The organism is Candidatus Neomarinimicrobiota bacterium (genome assembly GCA_021734025.1).
GTDB lineage: Bacteria > Fidelibacterota > JAANXI01 > JAANXI01 > JAANXI01 > JAANXI01.
Map to the genome: position 1 here is coordinate 16,230 of JAIPJS010000011.1, position 22,029 is coordinate 38,258.

The window sequence follows — 22,029 nt, forward strand, 5'->3', positions numbered from 1 at the left end:
ATGCTGAAACATTTAAAGTTCGTAGCGTGGCTCACAGTGCTGTGTGGCGCTTATTTGGTGGCAGCACAAACATCCGAGTCAAAATCGGTTCTTATTTTCACCAAGACGGTGGAGTATGAGCATGAGTCTATCTCCTCCGGGGCCAAAGCAATTGAGAGCCTATTGGAGGAAAACGGATACAAGGTGACCATTTCAGGTGATGCGAGTGTTTTTCATTCCGGGCTTGAGGAGGCTTTTGACATCCTGGTCTTCCTGAATACGAGCGGAGATATTCTCAATGACTTTCAGCAAAAGATCATGCGGCAATTTGTTGAATCCGGTGGCGGGTTTGTGGGCATCCATGCAGCAACGGATACGGAATACGAATGGGAGTGGTACGGTGAATTGATCGGAGCGTACTTCACGGACCATCCTGATGTGCAGCCCGCTACAATTCAGGTGGTAGAACCCCGGCATCCAACTACTGAAATGCTGCCACTCCAGTGGAACCGAACCGACGAATGGTACAATTTCGATTCGGAATTGACTGAAGAGTTTGAAATGCTCTGCATTCTGGATGAAAGCACATACAAGGGCGGAAAACATAAGAATATGCATCCCTATACCTGGTGCCGTGAAGTGGATAAAGGGCGTATGTGGTATACCGCCGGCGGACATACAGCTGAGTGTTATTCTGATCAAAAATTTATGGATCATCTGTTCGCTGGAATTCAATATGCTGCCGGAAATACTGAATCCATCGTTGGAAAAAGTCCCGAGGTATATCTGTTGGATGGAAACCATTTACTGAACCTGCGGACGCGGGTACTTTCCGGCGATTGTCTCTACCTGGATGAATTGACACGGTTAAAAACCCAGGCGGATACAGCATTGAATGCCGGGGTATTTTCGGTGATGGATAAACCGTTTACCCCGCCGAGTGGTGATAAGCACGATTACATGAGTATAGGTCCGTACTGGTGGCCCAATCCGGATACGCCCGACAGTCTGCCGTATGTGAGACGAGACGGCCGCGTCAATCCCGAACGAAATGCATATGATAAACTTCCGCTGGTACAGATGGCCGAAAATGTGCAAACCCTCTCTCTGGCATTCTTTCTCACCAATGAGTCCAAATATGCGGCACAGGCCAAAAACTTATTGCGAACCTGGTTTTTGAATGACTCCACTAGGATGAATCCGCACCTGGAGTACGGGCAGGCGATACCCGGACGGACTAAAGGCCGTGGCATCGGGATCATCGATACCAGAAGATTTGCCCCGCTGCTGGATGCAGTGGAAATGTTAGAGTATTCCAAAGCCTGGACGGCAAAGGACCTCCAACAACTGAAATCATGGTTTGCGAAATATTTGGACTGGCTACTGAATGATAAACTCGGCGAAGACGAGGCCGCTAAAAAGAATAACCACGGGACCTGGTACGACGTTCAGGCTGCACGAATTGCACTTTTTGTAGATCGCCGGGATGTTGCAAAAAAGATTTTAGAGTCGGCTCCTAAGAAGCGCATCAATGTGCAAATTGAACCTTCGGGAAAACAGCTATTGGAGTTGGAGAGGACCAAGGCCTTTTCATATAGCGTGATGAATTTGGAAGGATTGGTAAATCTTGCAGAGATGGGTGAGGCTCTTGACCTTGATATCTGGGATTACTCGTCAGGAGATGGCAGGGACATCCATTCTGCAATTGAATATCTGGTTCCGTATGGCATCCATGACAAAGAGTGGCACTATGAACAAATTCACAGTATGAATGACGCAAAACGAGATTTTTTAGTACTGCTGAAAAGAGTTGGAGACGAATACCCGACATTTTGGACGAAGGAAATCAGAAAGCAGATCGACAGTGCAAAATTCACGGAATACCCGGGTACATGGATATATCCTGATCCCGTGGAGAGTAACGGGTACAATTGATTGCAAAATAGATAAGGCCTAATAAAAGGAGAAGAATATGGCTACAACAGATCAGACAAGTGACATATTTATCAAAAACAGTACAGTGGAATGGGAATATGCCGATGAAGGGATTGAACGGAAAATCCTGGGGTACGATGGAGAGCTGATGCTAGTCCGGGCAAAGTTCGAGCAGGATGCGGTGGGACAAGCACACAGTCATCCACACCGGCAGGTAACCTATGTTGAGTCAGGGAAGTTCGAAGTACATATTGATGGCGACACTGAGACACTCCAACAAGGGGATAGTTTTTACGTCCCACCACATGCGGAACACGGAGCAGTGGCGGTTGAGGCCGGGATTCTGTTAGATATTTTCAATCCGGTCAGAGAGGATTTTCTCTAAAAGCTGGACTACGGATGTATTACATATGACAGATAAGTGATAGGTATTATTCCAACACTTTAAAGCAAGATAATTTATGAATTAGGATTCATTACCAGCTCGAGATTTCTTTAGATATCCCATGTTGAGACACGTCAAATCCTATTGGGATCAGGCGGTGACAGCTAAGTATTCTAATTTATTAATTGGTTATAAATACGAATAGAAATCAGTATAGATTAAGATAAGGGAAAGTACATTGATTTTAGATTATAGCGATCCAGCGCCACTATACAGACAGGTTGCTAAGAGTATAACCCGCAAGATTAATGGAAAAGTTTTTAATGAAGGCGATAAAATTCCTTCCCAGCGAACTTTGTCAGAGCAATACGAAGTAAGTATGATTACTATAAAAAGGGCAATTTCGGAATTAATAAATGAAGGAATTGTATATAGTCGAAAAGGCAAAGGGACTTATGTAAACGGAAAACTTCGTAAAAACAAAACCCGAGAATCTAAAACAATCAGACTAGTTCTATATGATATCAAAAGCCCATATTTTTCAATGATCTCACATGGAGTCGAGATGGAATCGTCTCAGCAGGACTATAACCTTTTATTATCCAATTCATCAGGCGAGCCCGAGGAGGAAGAGAGGCTGATTCACCAATCACTTGATATGGGAGTAGATGGTTTGGTGATTGCTTCGATGTCTCACGAGTACCATGCAAATAAAACAATTCGTTTACTCCATGAATCTGGATTTCCATACGTTATTGTATCTTTTATCGCCGATAAAGATATCTACCAGGTTGGTACCGATCAGAGGGCGGGAGCGTATATCGCGACCCACCATTTAATCGAGCACGGCTATAAGGAGATTTGTTACATTAAGGCGGAAGAGGGGAATACCTTGGGCGATATTCGATATCAAGGCTACTATGAAGCGATGATGGACGCTGGATTGTGTGTGAATCAGGAAAATTGCATATTTTATCCATATAGTGGCGAATGGAATGATTATCGGTCCGGATATGAAATAGGACTCCAATTTTTCGAACGGAAGAGATTGCCAGAGGCAGTATTTGTTTACAACGATCTTGGGGCCATCGGTTTCCAGGAGGCGTTGAAGGAAAACGGAATAAGAATTCCAGATGATATTGCAATTATGGGATTTGATGGTATTGAACGTAGCGCCCATGTGGCTCCTTCGCTTTCAACAATAGGGCAACCAGCCGAACATATTGGGCAACTCGCCGTCGATAAATTAATAAAATTAATAGATGGAAAAACACCTAAGGTCCGAACTATTCTTAAACCGCGATTGATAATACGCGAATCATGCGGTATGCATTCAGATACAGAATCAGCCCATCCTCAGACCAATTCAATTATATAAAGGGCAAAATATATTTTTGATTATGACAAGAATGGTAGTGGCAAATCATGTTCCCAATTTCGAGTAAGTATACGCCTTATCGAGGAAATAATGTGTTAAATTTGTTGGTACCTATGTTGGTACCATGTATATTAATTCAGCATTTTTTCCAAATATAGTACGGAGGAATAAATGCTTTCCTTTCATTTCTTCCTGGTCAATTCCAAGCAACGTAAAAACGGAGAAATTCCCATTTACCTCTGAATCACCGCTAACCGGAAATACCGGAATTTATCCGCTGGAATAGCGGTTGAAGAGAAATATTGGAATCCTAAATCAAAACGTATCAGAAAAACTCATCCCAACCATGATGTCATATAACATTAAACTGGACAAACTTCTAATCAATGCCAGAGAAGCAAGCATTAAATTGGAACATGATTTGGATAGAGAAACTTTTGCAAAGATCGTCAAGGATGTAATCCAGGGACCAAACCCGCTTGTATTACCCCCTACGGGGAAATAGATGACGCCAGCGGTGACATCTCGGATTACCAGTTCGCCGGGAAGGAACAGGACGACACCGACCTCTCCTACTTCGGCGCCCGGTATTACGACCCATTACTGGGGCGGTTTTTGAGTGTTGATCCGATGGAACATAAGTATCCGAGTTTGACGCCGTATCATTACGTTGCGAATAATCCGCTACGATATATTGATCCAGATGGAAAAAGAATTGGAAATCCCAATGATCCCGCTACTACGTTTATCCAATACGCGATGCAATTGACTCCAGTCGGTCAGGCTCAGTGGAAGGCCATGGCCGAATCCCCCCGGCCTATCTATTTTGACATCGATCACGAGACGGAAATCGTCGATAATAAACGAGCTCATGGCGTGACGGCATTGGAATCCCGAGGAGATGGTCTCTCTCCAACGGCGTATGTCACAGTCCTCTTGGCTAATGAAGGCATCGGTAGGTATACCGGAGAATCCTTTTTGGGCTCCTTGAACATTGTCGGGGCCCACGAATCGGTCCACGCCATCTTCGAAGATTTGAGGCCCGGGAAGAATACGAAAAACGCAGCAGAAACAAAGGAAGCGGAGGCACGGGGTCAGTGGATCGAGTTGCAGGAGGCAGAACAACAAACCTCCACCCGAGATACACCTGTGGAGTATATTATCACTCCGATACCCCCAATTGAGACGGAGCAGAATGATGAGAACGGTGAATAAGACATCAATGCCCAAAAAGAACTTTTTTATACGGAACCAGACGCTCGTAGTCCTGTTAGTGGGATTGTGGTGCGCGGTGAATTCTCTCCCTCTTAGTGCCCAGGTCCAGGATACAATGGCCAAGTCTTCCACGGGTACAAGCGACACAGTGAGATTGAAAACGGAAAGTAGTTTGTTTTTCCACGGGATCGATTGGTTTGTCTCCAGACAAGACATCAAAAAGGGGTGGATCCGGTTAGTTTTCGCTCTTGAACCGGAGGAGCCGGCCGATACCAGTGCCTTCCACATATACGAATACACGAATGCCGCCCAGATGGATCGCTTTTATCGGCTCCATTCGTTGCATACCGGGCGTGATTATTACCTCCACGTTGCACCAAAGGGGCCACCGTATACAGTGACCGTTATGAGACGACTAACCCCTCTTACCATTCCCCTTAACGACGCGATTGACTGGATGGAAGCCGATTCAATCACCGACTCGATACTCAAATATGCTTCCCCTCCAGGATCGTACTAAAAAAGGGGTAATCAAGACGATGTCAGCTTTCTATCCTTAGGAGTTTACGAACGACGCTCGGGTGACGGGGGTGATAAAAGGCTTATTGCTACATGCGGTTTAAGTATATTCATGTTCACAATTTTGACTAATAAAAAAAAATCCTCTCCCGGCTTCACCATCTCGAACTGGTAGTGGCAGTCTTTCTTCTGGTGTTGGTGTTTGGATTTGCGCTGCAGCTTTTGGTATTTGTGCAGGGATGCGCCAACCGGTGGCAGGCGGGAAACGACCTGGCACAGGAGGCGCAACAAATACACTCGATGTTGTACCATGACATCATTGAGAGCGGATTAGTATTTCAGACAGATTCCATGGATATTCGTATTCCGGTACCGGGAGTGGGAGAGACAAAAACCTACGCATATACAGATGGAAAACTCAGTCGGAGCGGGATGGCACTGCTTCCGGAGTCTGCAATGCTGGATTCGGTGACAATATCGTTGCATTTAAGGGAAGCGCGCACCGGGAAAGATACCCTATTCACATTTCGGCCGGATTCCGCGTATACTATACAATGGCAGCCGCCGGATACGCTGCATTATACGTTAAGTAGATTCGATTTAACGGGAACATTAATCTCCGGCGACCACAGCGAAAAAGTTAATTTCACGCACACTATCCGGCATCGGGCGTTTCATCCGGTGGCGCCGGGGAGTGTGTTTGTGGTTGGATCTGATTCAATCAGTAATAATATTGGTTTTTAATAGGATGTTTTGTTGTTTTTCTGGAAACTCAGTGTCTGAGCACCCAAATAGAAATTCCGTTTTGTAAAAACCCGCAAGATAGAATTATGTAAGACCCTCTAATAACGTAGGAGTGCGAGTTCTGAGTTTCCTTGATTTTTTCTGCCCGTTTTTTATCAAGGAAAAACGGGCAATTAAAAGATAATAATAGGTCTAATAAGAAGGCTGATGTAAAAGTTTTAAAATAAATGGCCTTGGCGAATTTTTCAGGGCGAATCATTTTAGGGACGGCGACCGATTTTTTCCGGTATTTCAAACACATCCGTTGGTGAGGAGAAGTATAGGGTGAGGTCGGTTGTATTTTGCTACCGTACCTTCGGCGTGTTGGCATTTCCTCATTTACCTTCCCATTTATTCCACTTTTGTCTTGAAACAAAAGTGGGGAAAAATTCAAGGCTGCGCTCTTTATTTTGACCGTTTCACGATTCGCTCCGGGCCAGAACCAGAACTCGGTCGCTTCGCTCCCTCAGACAGCTGGTTCTGGCTCTCCTCCGCTCATCGAAACGGTGCCCAAAATAAAAAGCAAGGCCAAGGGGAACGACTTCTTTTCTTTAAGACGGAAACTCAGCTGTTTGAGCACCCCAATAGGAATTCCGTGGTGTAAAAATCTACAAGATAGAATTATGAAAGGTCATGTACCGTAAGAGGAGTGCGAGTTCTGAGTTTCCTTGATATTTTCTGCCCGTTTTGTATCAAGAAAAAACGGGCAAAGAAAAGGTGTTTCGGGTTTGGTCGGCAGCCCGGTGTAGATGCTTTAGAAACAAACAGTACAGCCGGATTTTTTGGCACTTTTTTTAAAAAAAAGTGCATAAAGGAAAAAAATGGGGTGCTGGCGTAGGCCCTCCAGAGTCTGAGTGAGGGGGCTCTGAAGTTGTAATAAATAAAGGAATTATTACTTGCAATGACATAGGGAATTTATGGGCAGAGTAGAAAAAAACCTACACCGAAGACAATATAACTAAGCGAATATTTTATCGTGGTTCTACCATATAACAATTGCATTCTCCCGCTGAAGGCTCTATGATTGGAATTGGTATTTGTTTTCTCTGAAGAGACCATTCAAGACAGTAACGTAAACGCTCCCGCCATTTAATCCAGGCGCCTCATATTTGTCAAGAACTAGATCCGCCGGCCTTTTAAACTATTCCATTGATTCCACTAGGCGATTGCTAGTATCTTCCAGCAATAAATCTTTCCAATCCTCTTACTAAAACGAGCAAATATCCATGAGTAATGAAGTCCTTGTCTTAATCATAGAAGCGATGGTCGTGTATTTTCTTGTGCTGGGGTCTCATTCGCTCCGGCAGCGGTTTGGCCCGGTGCATTTTTATGCATTGATCGGGGGGATCACGGCGATTATGTCCTGGGTGACGGATGCCGGTTTGACGGTAGAGGTCGCCGGAATCACCTTCGTTCTCGGTTCTACAGTCTTTTATACCTCGCTGTTGTTAGGCGTCTTTGTGGTTTATGTATTTGATGGACCACGGTCAACCCGAATAGCGATTTCAACGGTCGTTGGTGTCTCCATTATGGTGCCACTCATTGCGCTGGCCTTGCATTTCCAGGCTGGGCTTATCAGCGATCAAACTTTGAGTTATGTACCGATGCCGGACCTCAGGATTAACACGGCTTCGGTTTTGACAACCTTGGTGGATCTGGTTTTTCTAGCCATCGCCTGGGAGTACTTCGGAAAACCGAACCTCCGTATAAAATTGTGGCTTCGTGCATTTCTCACGCTGCTCGGTGTGATGTGGCTGGATGTGCTGTTGTTTGCCACTGGGGCTTTTGCCGGTACACCGGATTATTTCAGCATCATGGGCGGGACCCTAATCAGCCGGTTTATTATTTCTGTGTTCGCATTGCCATTTCTCTATATTTATCTCCAATGGGAAAGCCGGAAAGAGGGAGTGGAAATCGAGAACCGGCCGGTATTGGCTATCCTCAAACAGGTGGCGGAGATTGAAGTAGAACTCTCCCTGGCTCAGCAGGAGATTGAGCGACGGAAAGCGGCCGAGCGCGAGCGTGATGAAGTAATTCAGGACCTGCAAAAAGCGCTCTCGGAGGTGAAAACGCTGCGAGGATTTTTACCCATCTGCTCCCACTGTAAAAGTATCAGGGACGACCAGGGATACTGGAATAGGCTGGAATCGTATATCCAGAAGCACTCTGACGCCGAATTCACCCATGGCATCTGTCCCGATTGTGTTGAAAAACATTATTCCGATCTGAAATAGGTTTACTGCGATTTCGTGGTATTGTACTATCCAAAGTGAACTGCATCGTCTGCGATTTAATCCTTGACAATAATATGACAAAAATATTATTATTTCTTTCGATTCAGGGAATAATGATGGAAATCCAGCAAACATATCATCCCGACAGTCTGCTAACCCAGTCATGCTGTATCTGTATGGGGCGGGTCTCTGCCTAACACCCGTCCTGCGCGTATATAATCTAACCACATCATTAAAGCAACTTTCCAGTCTTTGGAAATGAAACAGAAGGACTGAATCCCCACCATTCAATGATCTGGAATCTAGCTATAATCGCATAAGACAATGTAACAGGTGTTAAACAATGAACGACACAATAACTGCAGATAAACCACGCGAATTTACTATAGAGAGAGATAAGCCTCTCGAACAACCTAAATCGGGTAAAAGTAACGGGCAGAAAAAGTCCTCTACCATTCCACGGCCGCTCGTGCAGGCGAACAGGGCTTTTTTGGATGTCACAATTCTGGCAGCGTTTTTCATTCATCCGGCGATACTGATTTTGCCCTTTTTGACGGGCGTCTCGGCACTGGCATTCCGGTGGCATCCGGTGATAAAAATTGGGCAACGCTTTTTGAAGAAATCACCGGATGAATATCGCAGGGAAGACAAAGCGGATCAGCGCTTTAACCAATGGATCGCGACTATACTGATAGGGTTGTCTCTGGGAGCGTTCTCCCTGGGATATCAAACCCTGGGGTATATCTTTGGTGGAATGGTTATCGCAGCCGCGTCAGTGGCATTAATGGGCTTCTGCGTGGGTTGCTATATCCGGTTTAAATACATGGAGTGGACATATCAGAATTAACACACACCGGGGCGTGCACCCGGAGCTATAAGAATATCGATTACGATTTTTCATTTGGTTGCACTCGATTGTAACAGGAATATGCAGAAAATATAAGATTAAAACGGCCGAACGAAATAGACAATGAAAATTGAGCGGGTACAAAAAAAGCCCTCCGACTATCGGAGGGCTTTTTTAAATGTTGATTTTTAAAACCGTTATTTAACGGAAAGTCAATCCGACTCCGGCGTTTACGCTGTTGTATTCACCAATGCTGTAATCCGCGCTGATAGTGAGCAGCAATAGTTTCAGTCGCAGTCCCACATTCGTCCGGAAGGAATTGTCACCATCCACGTCCACCTTCACCGGAACTACGTTGCCGTTCGGGTCTGTATAGTCATAAGATGCACTCAGCGAGGAGCTCTCAAGACCAAAACCGCCATAGGCCGTGAGCATCGGAATGCTTTTGCTCACTTCGGCGTGGATAATGCTGCTCTTGATGTCAACCGGGCCCAACTCCACACTCTGGAAAAAAGCGCCGGCAGCGATATCAACTGGGAAGAACGGGACGGGAATAAACTGATCAATGCTGATCCGTGCTCCAAGACCTAACAGGCCGAAATCGCCCAGATCTTCGTTAAGCGCCGTTGCCGGAATATACCGGACCTGTGCTTCCGTTCCGAACGGCAGACCAAGACTGGCCTGGAGGCTAGCCGTCGGCATCGCAGGAATATTAAATCCCGGGGGGACCGGAACCGAAGGTATCTGATTTACGCGCGAGTCAATTTCATTGCCCATCTGATTCCGTACCTGCGTTTCAGACATACCGGTTTCGCTGGCAATCTGTGAGACAATGGTCTGCTCAGCATAGGTCGTGTTTGGTGATATACCAGATTCCCCGGTTTCACCAAAGATTGTCGGAGCATCTTCCAGCGATTCATAGACCTGGGAAGCGTCCAGTGTGACATCCACATCACCACCATTTGGATCATTAAAAGTAAATGTCAGATTTGAAAGTGCAGACGTATCGAATGTGTACGTTTTCGCCTTATCCGGAATGGTAACCACATTGGCATTTAATGTGACGTCAAATCCAAGCAAACTATGCACATCGGCTGTATTGTAAACACCACTGTTCAGGCCGATTCCAGTACCGGTCACCAGTGGCCGTACATACGATGTGGCATTCTGGCCAACCAGTTTTTCTAACTGTGCCTGAAAATCATCATCCTGAGCCACTCCGGTAGTTGCTAGAAACAGCACCGCAAGCGGAATAGCGAATATTTTGAGATAACGTTGCATCTAAGCCTCCCTGTATTAATTGTTCTGATTTTGTCGCCGCCCAAAAAGAATGAAAGGATGGATGGGCTGAATTGGCCTAAGATTACAGACAGATGAATAATAACGCAAGAGAATATTGGAAACAATAACCTGTCCAGGTGAGTACTTTGAGACGACAATCACATATAATACATTACCCATAGAAAAAACTGACAGGGAACCAAACGGATTCATATGAGCGATAATCTATCTCAGGATGAAATTCAATATGATGTACGGCGCATCATTGAGCCATACCTGCAAATTGCCGGCTTCAGCGAATCGGGCGATTCACTGTTTGTCCAGGGCTACTGGCGGGACGATGATGCACATGAAACTTTGGAACAGCAACTGAAGCAGTCCGGGAAATCCTGGTCGGCAACAGTTCAGCGAACCGGGGATAAAGGACTGATCCGAATCGGATTGAACGGTCAGGCAGAGCAGCAGCCGAAATACTGGCTCCATGGGTTACTGCTTTTCCTTACCATTCTCACAACGCTTTTTGCCGGTACTTTGATGGCGGGTGAGATGCCGTGGCCGGATGTTACGAAATTAGTCCATGGAGTCCCTTTTTCCGCCACACTGCTGTTAATCCTCGGAACGCACGAGCTCGGTCATTATATCACGGCCAAGCGGTATAACGTAGATGCAACGCTTCCGTATTTTATCCCGGCACCGACCTTTATCGGTACATTCGGCGCCTTCATTAAGATGAAATCCCCCATTCTCGACAAACGAGCACTACTCGATATCGGAGCCGCCGGACCGATTGCCGGATTCATAGTTACGGTGCCGGCGTTATTTATAGGGCTGCAAATGAGTACGGTTGTGGACACCACCGGCGTTCAGGGAAGCATCCAGCTCGGGGACTCGCTATTTATGATGTTGGCAACCGATCTGGTGTTCCCGAATCTGCCGTCCTCACAAGATGTAATGCTTCACCCGGTGGCCTTTGCCGGATGGATTGGACTTTTGGTCACCGCACTGAATTTACTGCCGATAGGCCAACTGGATGGCGGCCACATTGCCTACGCCATGTTTGGCGGTAAACACAAGTGGATAGCCTGGATAGCGTTCGCTGCACTGATCCCGTTGAGTTTTCTGTCATTGAATTGGTTGATTTGGGCAGTGCTGATTTTGGTACTAATCCGCGTACAACATCCACCGATTATGGCGCCGGAAGAACCGCTCCCGCTGAAACAGAAGATTATCGGCTGGGTTACAATTGCTATTCTTATCGGCTCATTCATTCCGGAACCTATCAGTATGTAACAAAACAACCCTTTCCACTTGCGAATCAAGGTGTGAGCACCTAAATTTTTGTCGTCTTCAGGGCATGGTGATCCTCCGATATATCGGAGGAAATTCCAGACCGGCGGTGATGTTTTCCGATGAATCGGGAAGACAAGCCCGCGACTCCTCTTGGGAAAATGAGAGGACTGAAGTGGTGAGATTCCGCTGCCGACGGTATAGTCCGGAAGGGAGAAGACACTCAACAGAATAGAATACGCCTGTGATGGCAGGAAACCGTGCGCAGGCGCTCCCTCCACGCCCTGAATGTAAATTGAGGGCGTTTTTATTATGCAGTCTGACATACAGTACATGCGACGAGCGCTGGAATTGGCCAAGGCAGGCCAGAACCAGGTCCATCGCAATCCGTTGGTTGGTTCAATTATTGTAAAAAATGGTGAAATTGTCGCCGAAGGCGCCCACGAGCAGTACGGCGGACCGCATGCGGAAGTAAACGCATTGCAGAATGTCTCGGAAGATCCCGCCGGTGCCACGATGTACGTCAATCTTGAACCGTGTACGTACGACGGGAAAACACCGCCGTGTGTCCCGCAGATTATCGAAGCGGGGATTCAGCGAATTGTCATTGGTACCCAGGACCCGAACCCCAGAGTAAATGGAGCTGGTATCCGGCAGCTGCGTGAAGCCGGACTGGAGGTTGAGGTTGGGATGCTGGAAGAGGAGAGTCGTGAACTCAACCGGGGCTTTTTTACACAAATGCATACCGGGTATCCCTGGGTCACGCTCAAACTGGCCCTGACCATCGATGGGTTTATGGCGGAATCCAACGGGAACAGCCGCTGGATTACAGGGGACGGAAGCAGGAAAAAAGTGCACCAATGGCGCGCCGAACATAACGCCATATTGGTTGGGAGCGGAACGGTAAATATCGATGACCCACAACTGACAGTACGGGAGGTATCCGGACGCAATCCGATCCGGGTTATTATCGACCCGAAGCAGAACATCCCGGAGAATGCACGGGTGCTCGGGGACGAGGCGAGGACAGTGCTCTTCCAGCCAAACAAAACACGCCAGAACCACTACATGTCCGGAGTGGACGTTTTTACGGTGTCGGTGAATAAACAAGGCAAATTCGACTGGGATGAAGTGTTGAAAAAATTATACGATGAGCACGGAATTTTATCGGTATTTGTCGAGGGTGGGGCAGAAATAGCCTCAACCCTAATTGAATCAGAGCGAGTCAACGAACTTATTATTATGACCGGCCCAAAGATTCTCGGCAGTGGTCTCTCGCCTTTTCATCGTCTGTCCAGTTCTCTGGATACCGATTTAAATATGGATTTGGTATCAGTTGAAAAACTGGGCAATGATGTGTGTTCAAGATATCACAAGCGGAATGGAATCGAGTAATGTTTACGGGAATCATTGAAGAAAAGGGCACCGTCAAACGCTTCCAGAGAAGAGGAGAGCGTTTTGATCTGGACATATCGGCGACACAGGTCCTGGATAATATGAAGATCGACGACAGCATTAGCGTAAACGGTGTGTGTCTCACGGTTATCCGGGTGGACAATGATGGATTTGGCGCTCAGGTTGTCCCGCAGACGGTGCAAAAGTCCGCAATTGGCGACATTCGGCCGGGAGACGCTGTAAATCTGGAACGGGCGCTGGCCGCCGGCGATCGGTTCGGTGGACATTTTGTGCAGGGACATGTGGATGGCGTGGGAGAAATCCAAAGCATTTCAAGAGACGAAGATCATGCAACGATGAGCGTAAGCATCCCGGAAGAACTGTCGAAATTTTGTGTGGATCAGGGCAGTATCGCTATCGATGGAATCAGCCTGACTATTGCATCACTGGAAAACACGATTGTCAAAATTGCGGTTATCCCGCACACCCTGAAGCAGACCACACTTGGGGAGCGGGGACCCGGTGATCGGGTAAATATAGAAATTGATATGCTCAGCAAATACGTCCGGAGGCACCTGCAGGGTGCGGACGAGTCTTCCATAACTATGGACTGGCTGAGGGAACAGGGGTATTAGTATGGAATTCAGTACCATTGAGCAAGCCATTGACACCTTTCGCAATGGGGGATTCGTGATCGTTGTTGACGATCAGGATCGTGAAAACGAAGGGGACTTCATTATGGCTGCCGAAAAAATTACGCCGGAGACCGTTAACTTTATGGCCAGGGAGGGCCGGGGCCTAATCTGCGTTCCCATAACAGAAGACCGGGCGGTCGAGTTATCTCTGGAGCCGATGGAGCATGAAAATACGGCAATTCACCAAACCTCATTTACGGTGAGCGTGGATTATCGAAAGGGAACGACTACCGGCATTTCCGCACAGGATCGGGCTAAAACTATTGCGGCATTGGTGGAGAATGAAGTTGCACCGGAAGATTTTGCGCGACCGGGACATGTATTCCCGCTGGTGGCAAAAGAAGGCGGAGTGCTGCACCGGGCAGGCCATACGGAAGCGGCGGTTGATCTCGCACGGTTAGCTGGCTTAAAACCCGCAGGAGTCCTTTGCGAAATTATGGCGAAAGACGGCAGTATGGCTCGATTACCCGAATTGCGGGAGATGGCGGAAGAATTCGATATCCCCCTGATTACGATTGCGGATCTCATCGAATACCGACGCCATCGTGAGAAGCTGGTGCAGTTTGTTCAGCAGGTCAATCTGCCGACCAATAATTTTGGAGAATGGGAACTGCGTCTCTATCAAACCGAATTAGACAAAAATGACCATATTGTGCTGGTAAAAGGGGACATCAACCCGGAGGATCCTGTGTTAGTGCGCGTCCACTCCGAATGCCTTACCGGGGACGTCTTTGGTTCCCAGCGATGTGATTGCGGAGACCAGTTAAACGAAGCGATGCGTATAATCAATGACGAAGGAGCCGGTGTAGTGTTATACTTGCGTCAGGAAGGTCGGGGCATCGGACTGAAGCATAAAATTCTGGCCTATAAACTCCAGGAAGAGGGCTACGATACGGTGGAGGCTAACGTGGAGTTGGGATTTTCTCCGGATCTCCGGGAATACGGGATCGGTGCGCAAATTCTTACTGACGTGGGAGTCAGAAGAATGCGTCTGCTGACCAATAATCCGCACAAATATATCGGATTAACAGGGTATGGGCTTGAACTCGAGGAACGGGTGCCGCTGGAAATTAAATCCAACAAGAATAACAGGGAATATTTAAAAACCAAACGGGACAAGATGGGCCATCTGTTGCAGATGGCTGATCTGGACGAGTGAGGAGCAATGAATATGGCAAAGGTACATGAAGGGCAACTTGATGCGAAGGGACGGCGGATTGCAGTTGTGGTCGGGCGATTTAATGAGTTAGTTTCTTCGAAACTAGTCCAGGGCGCGAAGGACTGTTTTCTCCGGCACGGTGGTGCAGAAGAGGATTTCGAGATCTACTGGGTGCCGGGATCATATGAAATTCCGTATACTGCGAAACAGGTCGCAAACCTGGAAAAATTTGATGCCATCGTCTGCCTGGGGGCTGTTATCAGGGGTGGAACACCCCATTTTGATTATATCGCCAGTGAGGCGGCTAAGGGAGTTGCGCAGGTCGGATTAGACTCCCCGATCCCGGTTATCTTTGGAATTCTGACCACCGATACCGTTGAACAGGCCATTGAACGCGCCGGGACAAAAGCTGGAAACAAAGGCTGGGATGCGGCGTTAACAGCAGTTGAAATGATTAATCTTCAGAGCGAGCATCTCTAGTGCGGAAATATTTTCTTCTTCTGGCAACTGGGTTATTCCTGGCACAGGGCCTTTCGGCGCAGAACCGGATAGGTGACTGGCAAACCTTCACCAATATGATGACGGTGACCCAGATTCAAGTTATCGATTCTATTGTGTATGCGGCGACCAACGGTGGTCTGCTGGAATATCATCCCGAGAGCAACCGGTTTGTCAAAGTCACAAACGTCGAAGGCCTGAGCCATACGGCGCTCCAGGATATGCTGGTGGACGAGAACGAGCGTCTCTGGCTCGCGACTGGTTCACCGGTTGGAGATATCAATATCTGGGCTCAGGAAGGATACGTTCATAAGCAGATTACTCTCGATCAGAATGCAACGGTTGGGATATTCAGGTTAACACGGGATGGCGGGAATATTTACGGGGCGGCACGCCGGAATCTTGACAATATCGTGGTGCACTATAACCGTCTCAGTTCCGGGGAGTACGAGTACAAGGATTTTTACGAACAGTTCCCAGTGGATGTGGGAACCATTAACAGTATTATCGTTTACCAGGATTTTGTCTATATCGCCACCAATAATGGTTTGATTCGCGCTTCGGTGAATGCGGCAAACCTGAAGGATGAAAATACCTGGGAAGTGGTCCCGGAGACGGGGTCGCTGGGAGAAATTCTGACGCTTGCGATCAACGATGGTACTCTTTACTTCGCCGGGACTCGGAACGTGTGGGCCTACGATGGAAATTCTGTGACCTCGGTACCGCTGAATGTCAACACGAGCACTATTCACGTATTGCAATCTCTGCAAGGTGAGCTCTTCCTTGGAGCCCGCTTTGGTCTGTTTAGATTTAACGGGACCGCATGGGAAAAAATTATTGCAGAATCCCTTCCGATAACGGCTGTGGATCGCAGTCCGGCCGGTGAGATTTGGGTCGGTACCGAGGGTTTCGGTATTGCCCATGTAAATATTCCCGATGATACGCTGGAGGTGTTCCAGCCGAATGTCCCGTTTTCCAATGAATTCAGTGCCGTTGAAGTATCCCCGGACGGGCGGCTCATCGCAGCGAACCGGGCGGGATTAGCAATCCTGGAAGATGGGGAGTGGTTTAATATTTTAAACTATCCCAGGACACCTAATCGGACATTCATATCACGGCTGTTATCTGAACGTGGCGATGACTCCCACTGGAACGCCGATACGATTCAATACCGATCGTCTGTCCCGTATGATGTGGAAGTGCGCGAAGATAACCAGGTATTTGTATCCCACGAGGGAGTCTCGGGCTTTCCCAGTGCTGGGGTCTTACAGATATCTTTGGATGATGTACATAATTATCAGGGATATGACACCACTAGTGGTCATCTTTCCAGCTCAGAGGGTATTGGTGGCGGTGAGGCAGATTTTCTGATTATCCGGGATATTACCCTGGATAATAACGACGTATTATGGATCGCGAATGCATATGCGGCAAATGGGAATGCGCTGACTGCATACACACCGAACGGCGAGTGGGTTCACTTTAATGTGAATGATCCCCGAATTCAGGGAAAACTCAACCTGCTTCCCACCGAAATTGCAGTGGATCAGCAAAACCGGATTTGGGTTGCGTCGACGCTGAAAGATGCTGATCCAAAAACAAATGGCGGCATCGCGGTGTTGGACTTCAAGGGGACACTCGCTGACCAAAGTGACGATCGCTGGTACTGGCTGAACAAATCCATCAATGGCTTACGTGGGTTGACGGTTTTTAGTATCACCATAACTTCCGATAATGTGGCATATGTGGTGACTGACGGCGATAAGCGGGTGCAGAAGTACCGGATTCCGGCTCAGTTACCGGATGATCCCTCCGAAATCTTTTTCACGACAGATCGTGTAGACGATTTTATCGGTGTATTTCCACTGGTGGAGAGCACCAAGGATTACCGTGACAATATCTGGTTTATCTCTGCAAATAACGGCATTAAAATGCGGACTTCCCGGGGTGAATTGCTGAACGATGCCCAGGGATATAATATGGAGAATTCTCCGTTGCTAAGCGATAACGTCCACGCCATCACCAGTGATCTGCACACCGGGATTACCTATTTTGCGACCGATTTTGGGATTTCGGCGGTGACCACCCCGTATGCCGAACCGCGACAGGATTTTTCGCAAGTCTATACATATCCGAGCCCGTATTATATCCCGAATGAACAGGATATGGTCATTGCAGAACTCCCGGATGAGACAGCGGTAAAAATCCTGACAGTGAACGGGCAGGTTGTGAAGACATTGACTACTTCAGATGGAAACGTACGAAATCGCCAGGCCTTTTGGGACGGGACAAACGAGAACGGCGATTTGGTGGGGAGCGGAGTATATTTCCTCTATGGGTACACCCAGGATGGAGAGGTGCATACAACAAAAGCGCTCGTGATCCGTCGCTGATCGCGACCGCTGAGATTATTTATATTCTTCCAGCTCATCCAGTACTTCCTGGATCATGTTTTTCCGTTCACGATATGGCAGGAAGGCGCTTTTGAATCCGTTGATGATGATCTCTTTGAAGTCTTCGATAGTAAAGCCGTAGTATTCATGAGCCAGTTCATATTCTCTGGATAAAGTCGTGTTGGAAATCAGCCGGTTATCTGTGTTAATAGTTACCCGGACGTCATAGTCATAATACAGTCGGATCGGATGTCGTTCAAAACTGGGAACACTCTTTGTTTGCACATTGCTGGTCAGACAAATTTCCAGTGGGATCCGGTGATCGGTCACGTAATTCAACAAATCGCCGTCCTCTTTCAGCCGGGTGCCGTGACCAATTCGGTGGGCATTACAATAGTGGAGTGCCTGATGGATACTTTCCGGACCAAATGCTTCACCGGCATGGAGCGTGGTATTAATATTATTGTTTAATGTCAGATAAAATGCTTCCCGGTGGTGCTTGGCCGGATAATTCTCTTCTGCTCCTGCCAGGTCGAATCCAAGTACACCTTTCCCCTTGTAAGCGACGGCAAGTTCAGCCAGGCGTAACGATACATCCGGGCTGATGCTCCGGATCCCGCAGACAATAACTCCGGTGCGGATGTCGAATTCCGATTCTGCGCGTCGAAGTCCCCGCAGTACCGCATCAATAGTCTCCGTTTCACGCATACCCCGGTCTGTATGCAGTACCGGTGAATACCGGACTTCGAGGTAACGCGTATTCTCTTCTGCGGCATCCATGGCGAGTTCGAATGCCGCCCGCTCCAGGGCTTCCGGCGTCTGTAATACCGACAACGTGATATCGAACTTTTCAATGTATTGTTCCAGCGATTCATTCTCGTCACTTACCGATACTGCTTTGCGCAATATATCAGGATCGCTGCTGGGGAGTTCGACCCCACTTTTCTCCGCTAAATCGAGTATTGTCTCAATTCGAAGAGAACCATCCAGATGACAATGAAGATCGGCTTTGGGCAGCCTGCGAAATATTTCTGTGCTGAGTTTCATACGACCTCGTTTGCTGTATGACCAATTTTTAGTGCCCTAAATATAACCGATCTGCGCTAATCTCCAAACGGCTCCTCAGGCGTTTTGGAAATTGCTCGGAATAGTTCTATGTATCGAGTGGGATGGAACAGCTCGAATGACGGTTAGTGGGTAATGTATTACTCAAACAGATGTACAAATCAATCAATGGTATCTTCTGGAATTGTAAAGCGGCGCCAGCGCGAAAAACAGGGCTGTCTCGAACGAATGTTGACGGGGAATAAAGCCATCGGTAAGGACACCGAACGTTCCCTCGTTATTCCGGATACCACTTTTGCCGATAAATTCATCAATGACCCGGCCGAGGCTACGTTCTTCCTCGTATAGCGCACTGGTGATGACTTCCGGCAGCATTAGATTACCGGAACTTCCGTAGCCGTCAAAGCGGGGAGTTTCGACGTACGCCCAGCTTTGCAGAAAGGTAAAACGTTGGCCGTGATGCACTTTCTGATGCGTGCCGCCCTCAAGCCCGATAAATACATCTGCTTCTATACCTTCGGATGTCAACTGAGATTTCAGGTGCTGAACGCGGTTGTAGGCACCGTTCATTAGCTGTTCAATAGTAACTGGAGTTTCCTGCGTACCGGAGTTCACATCCCTGGGATAGAAGGTGCTCTCTGCTATATCAGGGTATTTTTCGGTTAGCTGAGCAAAGACGGAGTGGACTGCTTCGACTTTCGGCTCCCGCCGGCTACCGATACCGACTATCATGCGGTGTTCTGATCCTTCTGCCGGGGCAGTGCTACCTTGGCAAGCCAAAGGATCACAACGGCAAGTAACAGGATTCCGGGCCAGGTTCCGAGCGGTTCCGGAACGATAGCCAGAACGTCCGCCTTGCTGGAAATGACAATTGGAATCGCCATCAGAATCCCAATGAGCGCTTCTCCGGTAATAAGTCCTGAAGCAAACAGGAGTCCACGATTCTTTGCTGCGTCACCGGATTGCTCCAATCGTTCAAGATCGTCGCCGGTGGCAATGGATTTCCTGCTTTCCAGCCCACGTTGAACTGCCCACGAGACAAGACCGCCGAGGAAAATAGGCACCGAGAGTTCGAACGGAAGGTAAATACCAACAGCCACAGCCAATACCGGCAGGCGAAACTCCGCACCGCGCTTTTCCTGAATTTTATCCAGGACGATGACCAGGATGGCGATTGCCATTCCGATTCCGATCATCCCCCAGGGAAGATTCTGGTTAAAGACGCCGTCGGCCACGGAGGCCATCAGCGTGGCCTGGGGCGCCGCCAGCGGATTCGGATGGGCTTCGGTCGGAACACCAATACCATATGCTTTTTCAATTAAAATCAGCACGGGCGCGAGTACGACCGCCGCCGAGAGTACGCCAACCATTTGCATCACCTGTTGCTTCCAGGGGGTGGCTCCAACCAGATAGCCGGCTTTCAGATCCTGCATATTGTCACCACCGATTGCCGCAGCACACGCGACCACGGCACCAATAAATATTGCCGCCGCCGGCCCTTTGGGATCCCCGGTACCCAGGAGTGCCACCAGCATTAACGCGGAGAAAAGTATCGTGGCAATAGTTACACCGGATATCGGATTATTGGAACTGCCTACCAGCCCGGCCATATATGCAGCGACTGCTGAGAAAAGAAACCCGGCAATGAGCATGACTACCGCCATTAGAATGGAGGGACCCGCGCTTTGAATCACATAAAAATAGACCCCGAAAATCGGTAGAATCGACAGAAGCAGTAAGATTCCAACCCATTTGATAGGCGTATCACGCTCGGTCCGCGCAATATCGGAAAAACTTCTGGTGGCGCCCAGTTTATAGGTGTCCAAGCTTGATTTCACTCCGGTGACAATCGAGGAGCGCAAATTGACCAGGGCATAGAGACCGCCAATAACCATCGCACCAACACCGAGAAACCGGGTATGGGAAGACCAGATTTCACCAGCCCATTCCACGGCAGCCATCGGCTCTCCAGCAACCATTGGCCACTCATGAAACATAGCAAATATCGGGATGGCTACCAGCCAATTGATAGCACCGCCGAGAAAGACGAGCACAGCGATATTAATTCCGACAATATACCCTACTGATATAAGAGCCGGAGAGAGGTTCGAACCGAAATAGGCGATTCCCGAACCGACCTTAGTGGCTGTTTCAACCACCCCTGTCCAGAGACGGAGCCCGGTCTCCCCGAATTTAAACAATGCACCAATAATGCCCGCCTGGGCGATATATTTCACGCTGGACCCACCTTTATCCCCTGTACGAAGGACTTCGGCTGTGGCTATACCTTCGGGAAATTTCAGGCCCTCTTCCACGATGAGCGCACGACGCAGCGGCACCGTGAAGAGCACTCCAATGACTCCGCCCAGTCCGGCGATCAGCGTTGTTTCCAGATAGTCAAAGGTGGTCCAGTACCGCATCACAATGAGGGCTGGCAGTGTAAAGATTACACCGGCCGCCAGCGATTCGCCCGCAGAGGCCGCCGTCTGAACGATGTTATTTTCCAAAATATTGGAGGACCGAAACAATCTGAGTATTCCCATGGAGAGAACTGCTGCGGGAATCGATGCAGAGACTGTCATCCCGGCAAACAGCCCGAGATAGGCGTTTGCTCCGGCTAATACTATACTCAGAACAATCCCAAGCAGGATAGCTTTTAGGGTGATTTCAGGAAGACTTACATTATCGGGAACGGTCTGTTTATCCTGGGCCACGAAAATACCTTTCTGTTATGTTATCAGTGTGCATCGTGCCTCTGAAATGGAAAAGAAAAGTACAATTGCGGCAAAAATGAATCAAGGCATTCCAATAATATACTTGTAGCCAACGTTTGGAAATCGTTTGATAATAATGTGAAGTTTGGCCATATTTACAGAACAAATATGCGAAAGGGGTGCCCCGATACATCGGGGCTGAGATCATACCCGTAAGACCTGATCTGGATAATACCAGCGTAGGGAGTGGAATTGGAATTAAGCCGT

Annotated in this window: 18 protein-coding genes and 2 riboswitches; of the genes, 14 read left to right on the plus strand and 4 right to left on the minus strand. The window is 48.0% G+C overall.

Annotation, left to right across the window (positions count from 1 at the left end):
* The 8 genes from K9N57_11930 (at position 1) to K9N57_11965 (ending at position 9,275) form a co-directional block, all read left to right on the plus strand.
* The gene (locus K9N57_11930; protein ID MCF7804893.1) at positions 1-1,914 is read left to right on the plus strand and encodes an alginate lyase family protein; all 1,914 of its coding nucleotides are present in this window, start codon (positions 1-3) and stop codon (positions 1,912-1,914) included.
* A gap of 37 nt (positions 1,915-1,951) precedes the next feature.
* Complete coding sequence (locus tag K9N57_11935; GenBank protein MCF7804894.1) at positions 1,952-2,299, plus strand: cupin domain-containing protein; 348 nt, start codon at positions 1,952-1,954, stop codon at positions 2,297-2,299.
* 238 nt (positions 2,300-2,537) lie between these two features.
* Positions 2,538-3,677, plus strand: a complete 1,140-nt coding sequence (locus K9N57_11940) for a GntR family transcriptional regulator (GenBank protein MCF7804895.1) — start codon at positions 2,538-2,540, stop codon at positions 3,675-3,677.
* Positions 3,678-4,160: 483 nt separating this feature from the next.
* On the plus strand, positions 4,161-4,892 hold the full coding sequence (locus tag K9N57_11945) for an RHS repeat-associated core domain-containing protein (GenBank protein MCF7804896.1): 732 nt from the start codon (positions 4,161-4,163) through the stop codon (positions 4,890-4,892).
* Positions 4,885-5,412 (plus strand): hypothetical protein, encoded by a 528-nt coding sequence (locus K9N57_11950; protein ID MCF7804897.1) that lies wholly within the window; start codon positions 4,885-4,887, stop codon positions 5,410-5,412. Before K9N57_11945 ends, K9N57_11950 begins: the two co-directional genes overlap by 8 nt.
* A 173-nt stretch (positions 5,413-5,585) precedes the next feature.
* Positions 5,586-6,155, plus strand: a complete 570-nt coding sequence (locus K9N57_11955) for a hypothetical protein (GenBank protein ID MCF7804898.1) — start codon at positions 5,586-5,588, stop codon at positions 6,153-6,155.
* Between the two features lie 1,265 nt (positions 6,156-7,420).
* The gene (locus K9N57_11960; protein ID MCF7804899.1) at positions 7,421-8,428 is read left to right on the plus strand and encodes a trichohyalin-plectin-homology domain domain-containing protein; all 1,008 of its coding nucleotides are present in this window, start codon (positions 7,421-7,423) and stop codon (positions 8,426-8,428) included.
* A 343-nt stretch (positions 8,429-8,771) separates the two neighbouring features.
* On the plus strand, positions 8,772-9,275 hold the full coding sequence (locus tag K9N57_11965; GenBank protein MCF7804900.1) for a DUF4395 domain-containing protein: 504 nt from the start codon (positions 8,772-8,774) through the stop codon (positions 9,273-9,275).
* A 201-nt stretch (positions 9,276-9,476) separates the two neighbouring features.
* Here the strand turns inward: K9N57_11965 and K9N57_11970 are convergent, their stop codons facing one another.
* Entirely contained in the window at positions 9,477-10,556 is a 1,080-nt protein-coding gene (locus K9N57_11970; GenBank protein MCF7804901.1) for a hypothetical protein, read from the minus strand.
* A gap of 213 nt (positions 10,557-10,769) precedes the next feature.
* Between K9N57_11970 and K9N57_11975 the strand changes: the two genes are divergently transcribed.
* From K9N57_11975 to K9N57_12000, 6 genes are all read left to right on the plus strand, one after another.
* Positions 10,770-11,846, plus strand: a complete 1,077-nt coding sequence (locus K9N57_11975) for a site-2 protease family protein (protein MCF7804902.1) — start codon at positions 10,770-10,772, stop codon at positions 11,844-11,846.
* Between the two features lie 49 nt (positions 11,847-11,895).
* A riboswitch (FMN riboswitch) is annotated at positions 11,896-12,068 on the plus strand.
* An 87-nt stretch (positions 12,069-12,155) separates the two neighbouring features.
* Positions 12,156-13,238, plus strand: coding sequence for a bifunctional diaminohydroxyphosphoribosylaminopyrimidine deaminase/5-amino-6-(5-phosphoribosylamino)uracil reductase RibD (ribD, locus tag K9N57_11980; GenBank protein MCF7804903.1), 1,083 nt, complete (start codon positions 12,156-12,158; stop codon positions 13,236-13,238).
* A complete protein-coding gene (locus K9N57_11985; protein MCF7804904.1) occupies positions 13,238-13,873 on the plus strand; it encodes a riboflavin synthase in 636 nt (211 codons plus the stop codon). The genes ribD and K9N57_11985 overlap by 1 nt, the downstream gene beginning before the upstream one ends.
* Position 13,874: 1 nt before the next feature.
* Positions 13,875-15,092 carry a bifunctional 3,4-dihydroxy-2-butanone-4-phosphate synthase/GTP cyclohydrolase II gene (locus K9N57_11990; protein MCF7804905.1) on the plus strand — a complete coding sequence of 406 codons (1,218 nt, stop codon included), beginning with the start codon at positions 13,875-13,877 and terminating at the stop codon, positions 15,090-15,092.
* A 12-nt stretch (positions 15,093-15,104) separates the two neighbouring features.
* Positions 15,105-15,572, plus strand: coding sequence for a 6,7-dimethyl-8-ribityllumazine synthase (gene ribE, locus K9N57_11995; GenBank protein MCF7804906.1), 468 nt, complete (start codon positions 15,105-15,107; stop codon positions 15,570-15,572).
* The gene (locus tag K9N57_12000) at positions 15,572-17,983 is read left to right on the plus strand and encodes a hypothetical protein (protein MCF7804907.1); all 2,412 of its coding nucleotides are present in this window, start codon (positions 15,572-15,574) and stop codon (positions 17,981-17,983) included. Before ribE ends, K9N57_12000 begins: the two co-directional genes overlap by 1 nt.
* 15 nt (positions 17,984-17,998) lie before the next feature.
* On the opposite strand, the gene add is transcribed toward K9N57_12000, so the two are convergent.
* The 3 genes from add to K9N57_12015 all read right to left on the minus strand — a co-directional run bounded on the left by add (position 17,999) and on the right by K9N57_12015 (position 21,762).
* A complete protein-coding gene (gene add / locus K9N57_12005) occupies positions 17,999-19,030 on the minus strand; it encodes an adenosine deaminase (protein ID MCF7804908.1) in 1,032 nt (343 codons plus the stop codon).
* Between the two features lie 183 nt (positions 19,031-19,213).
* Positions 19,214-19,780 carry a DUF84 family protein gene (locus K9N57_12010; GenBank protein ID MCF7804909.1) on the minus strand — a complete coding sequence of 189 codons (567 nt, stop codon included), beginning with the start codon at positions 19,778-19,780 and terminating at the stop codon, positions 19,214-19,216.
* On the minus strand, positions 19,777-21,762 hold the full coding sequence (locus tag K9N57_12015; GenBank protein MCF7804910.1) for an oligopeptide transporter, OPT family: 1,986 nt from the start codon (positions 21,760-21,762) through the stop codon (positions 19,777-19,779). Before K9N57_12015 ends, K9N57_12010 begins: the two co-directional genes overlap by 4 nt.
* 165 nt (positions 21,763-21,927) lie before the next feature.
* Positions 21,928-22,025, plus strand: a riboswitch (TPP riboswitch).
* The last annotated feature ends 4 nt before the right edge of the window (positions 22,026-22,029 follow it).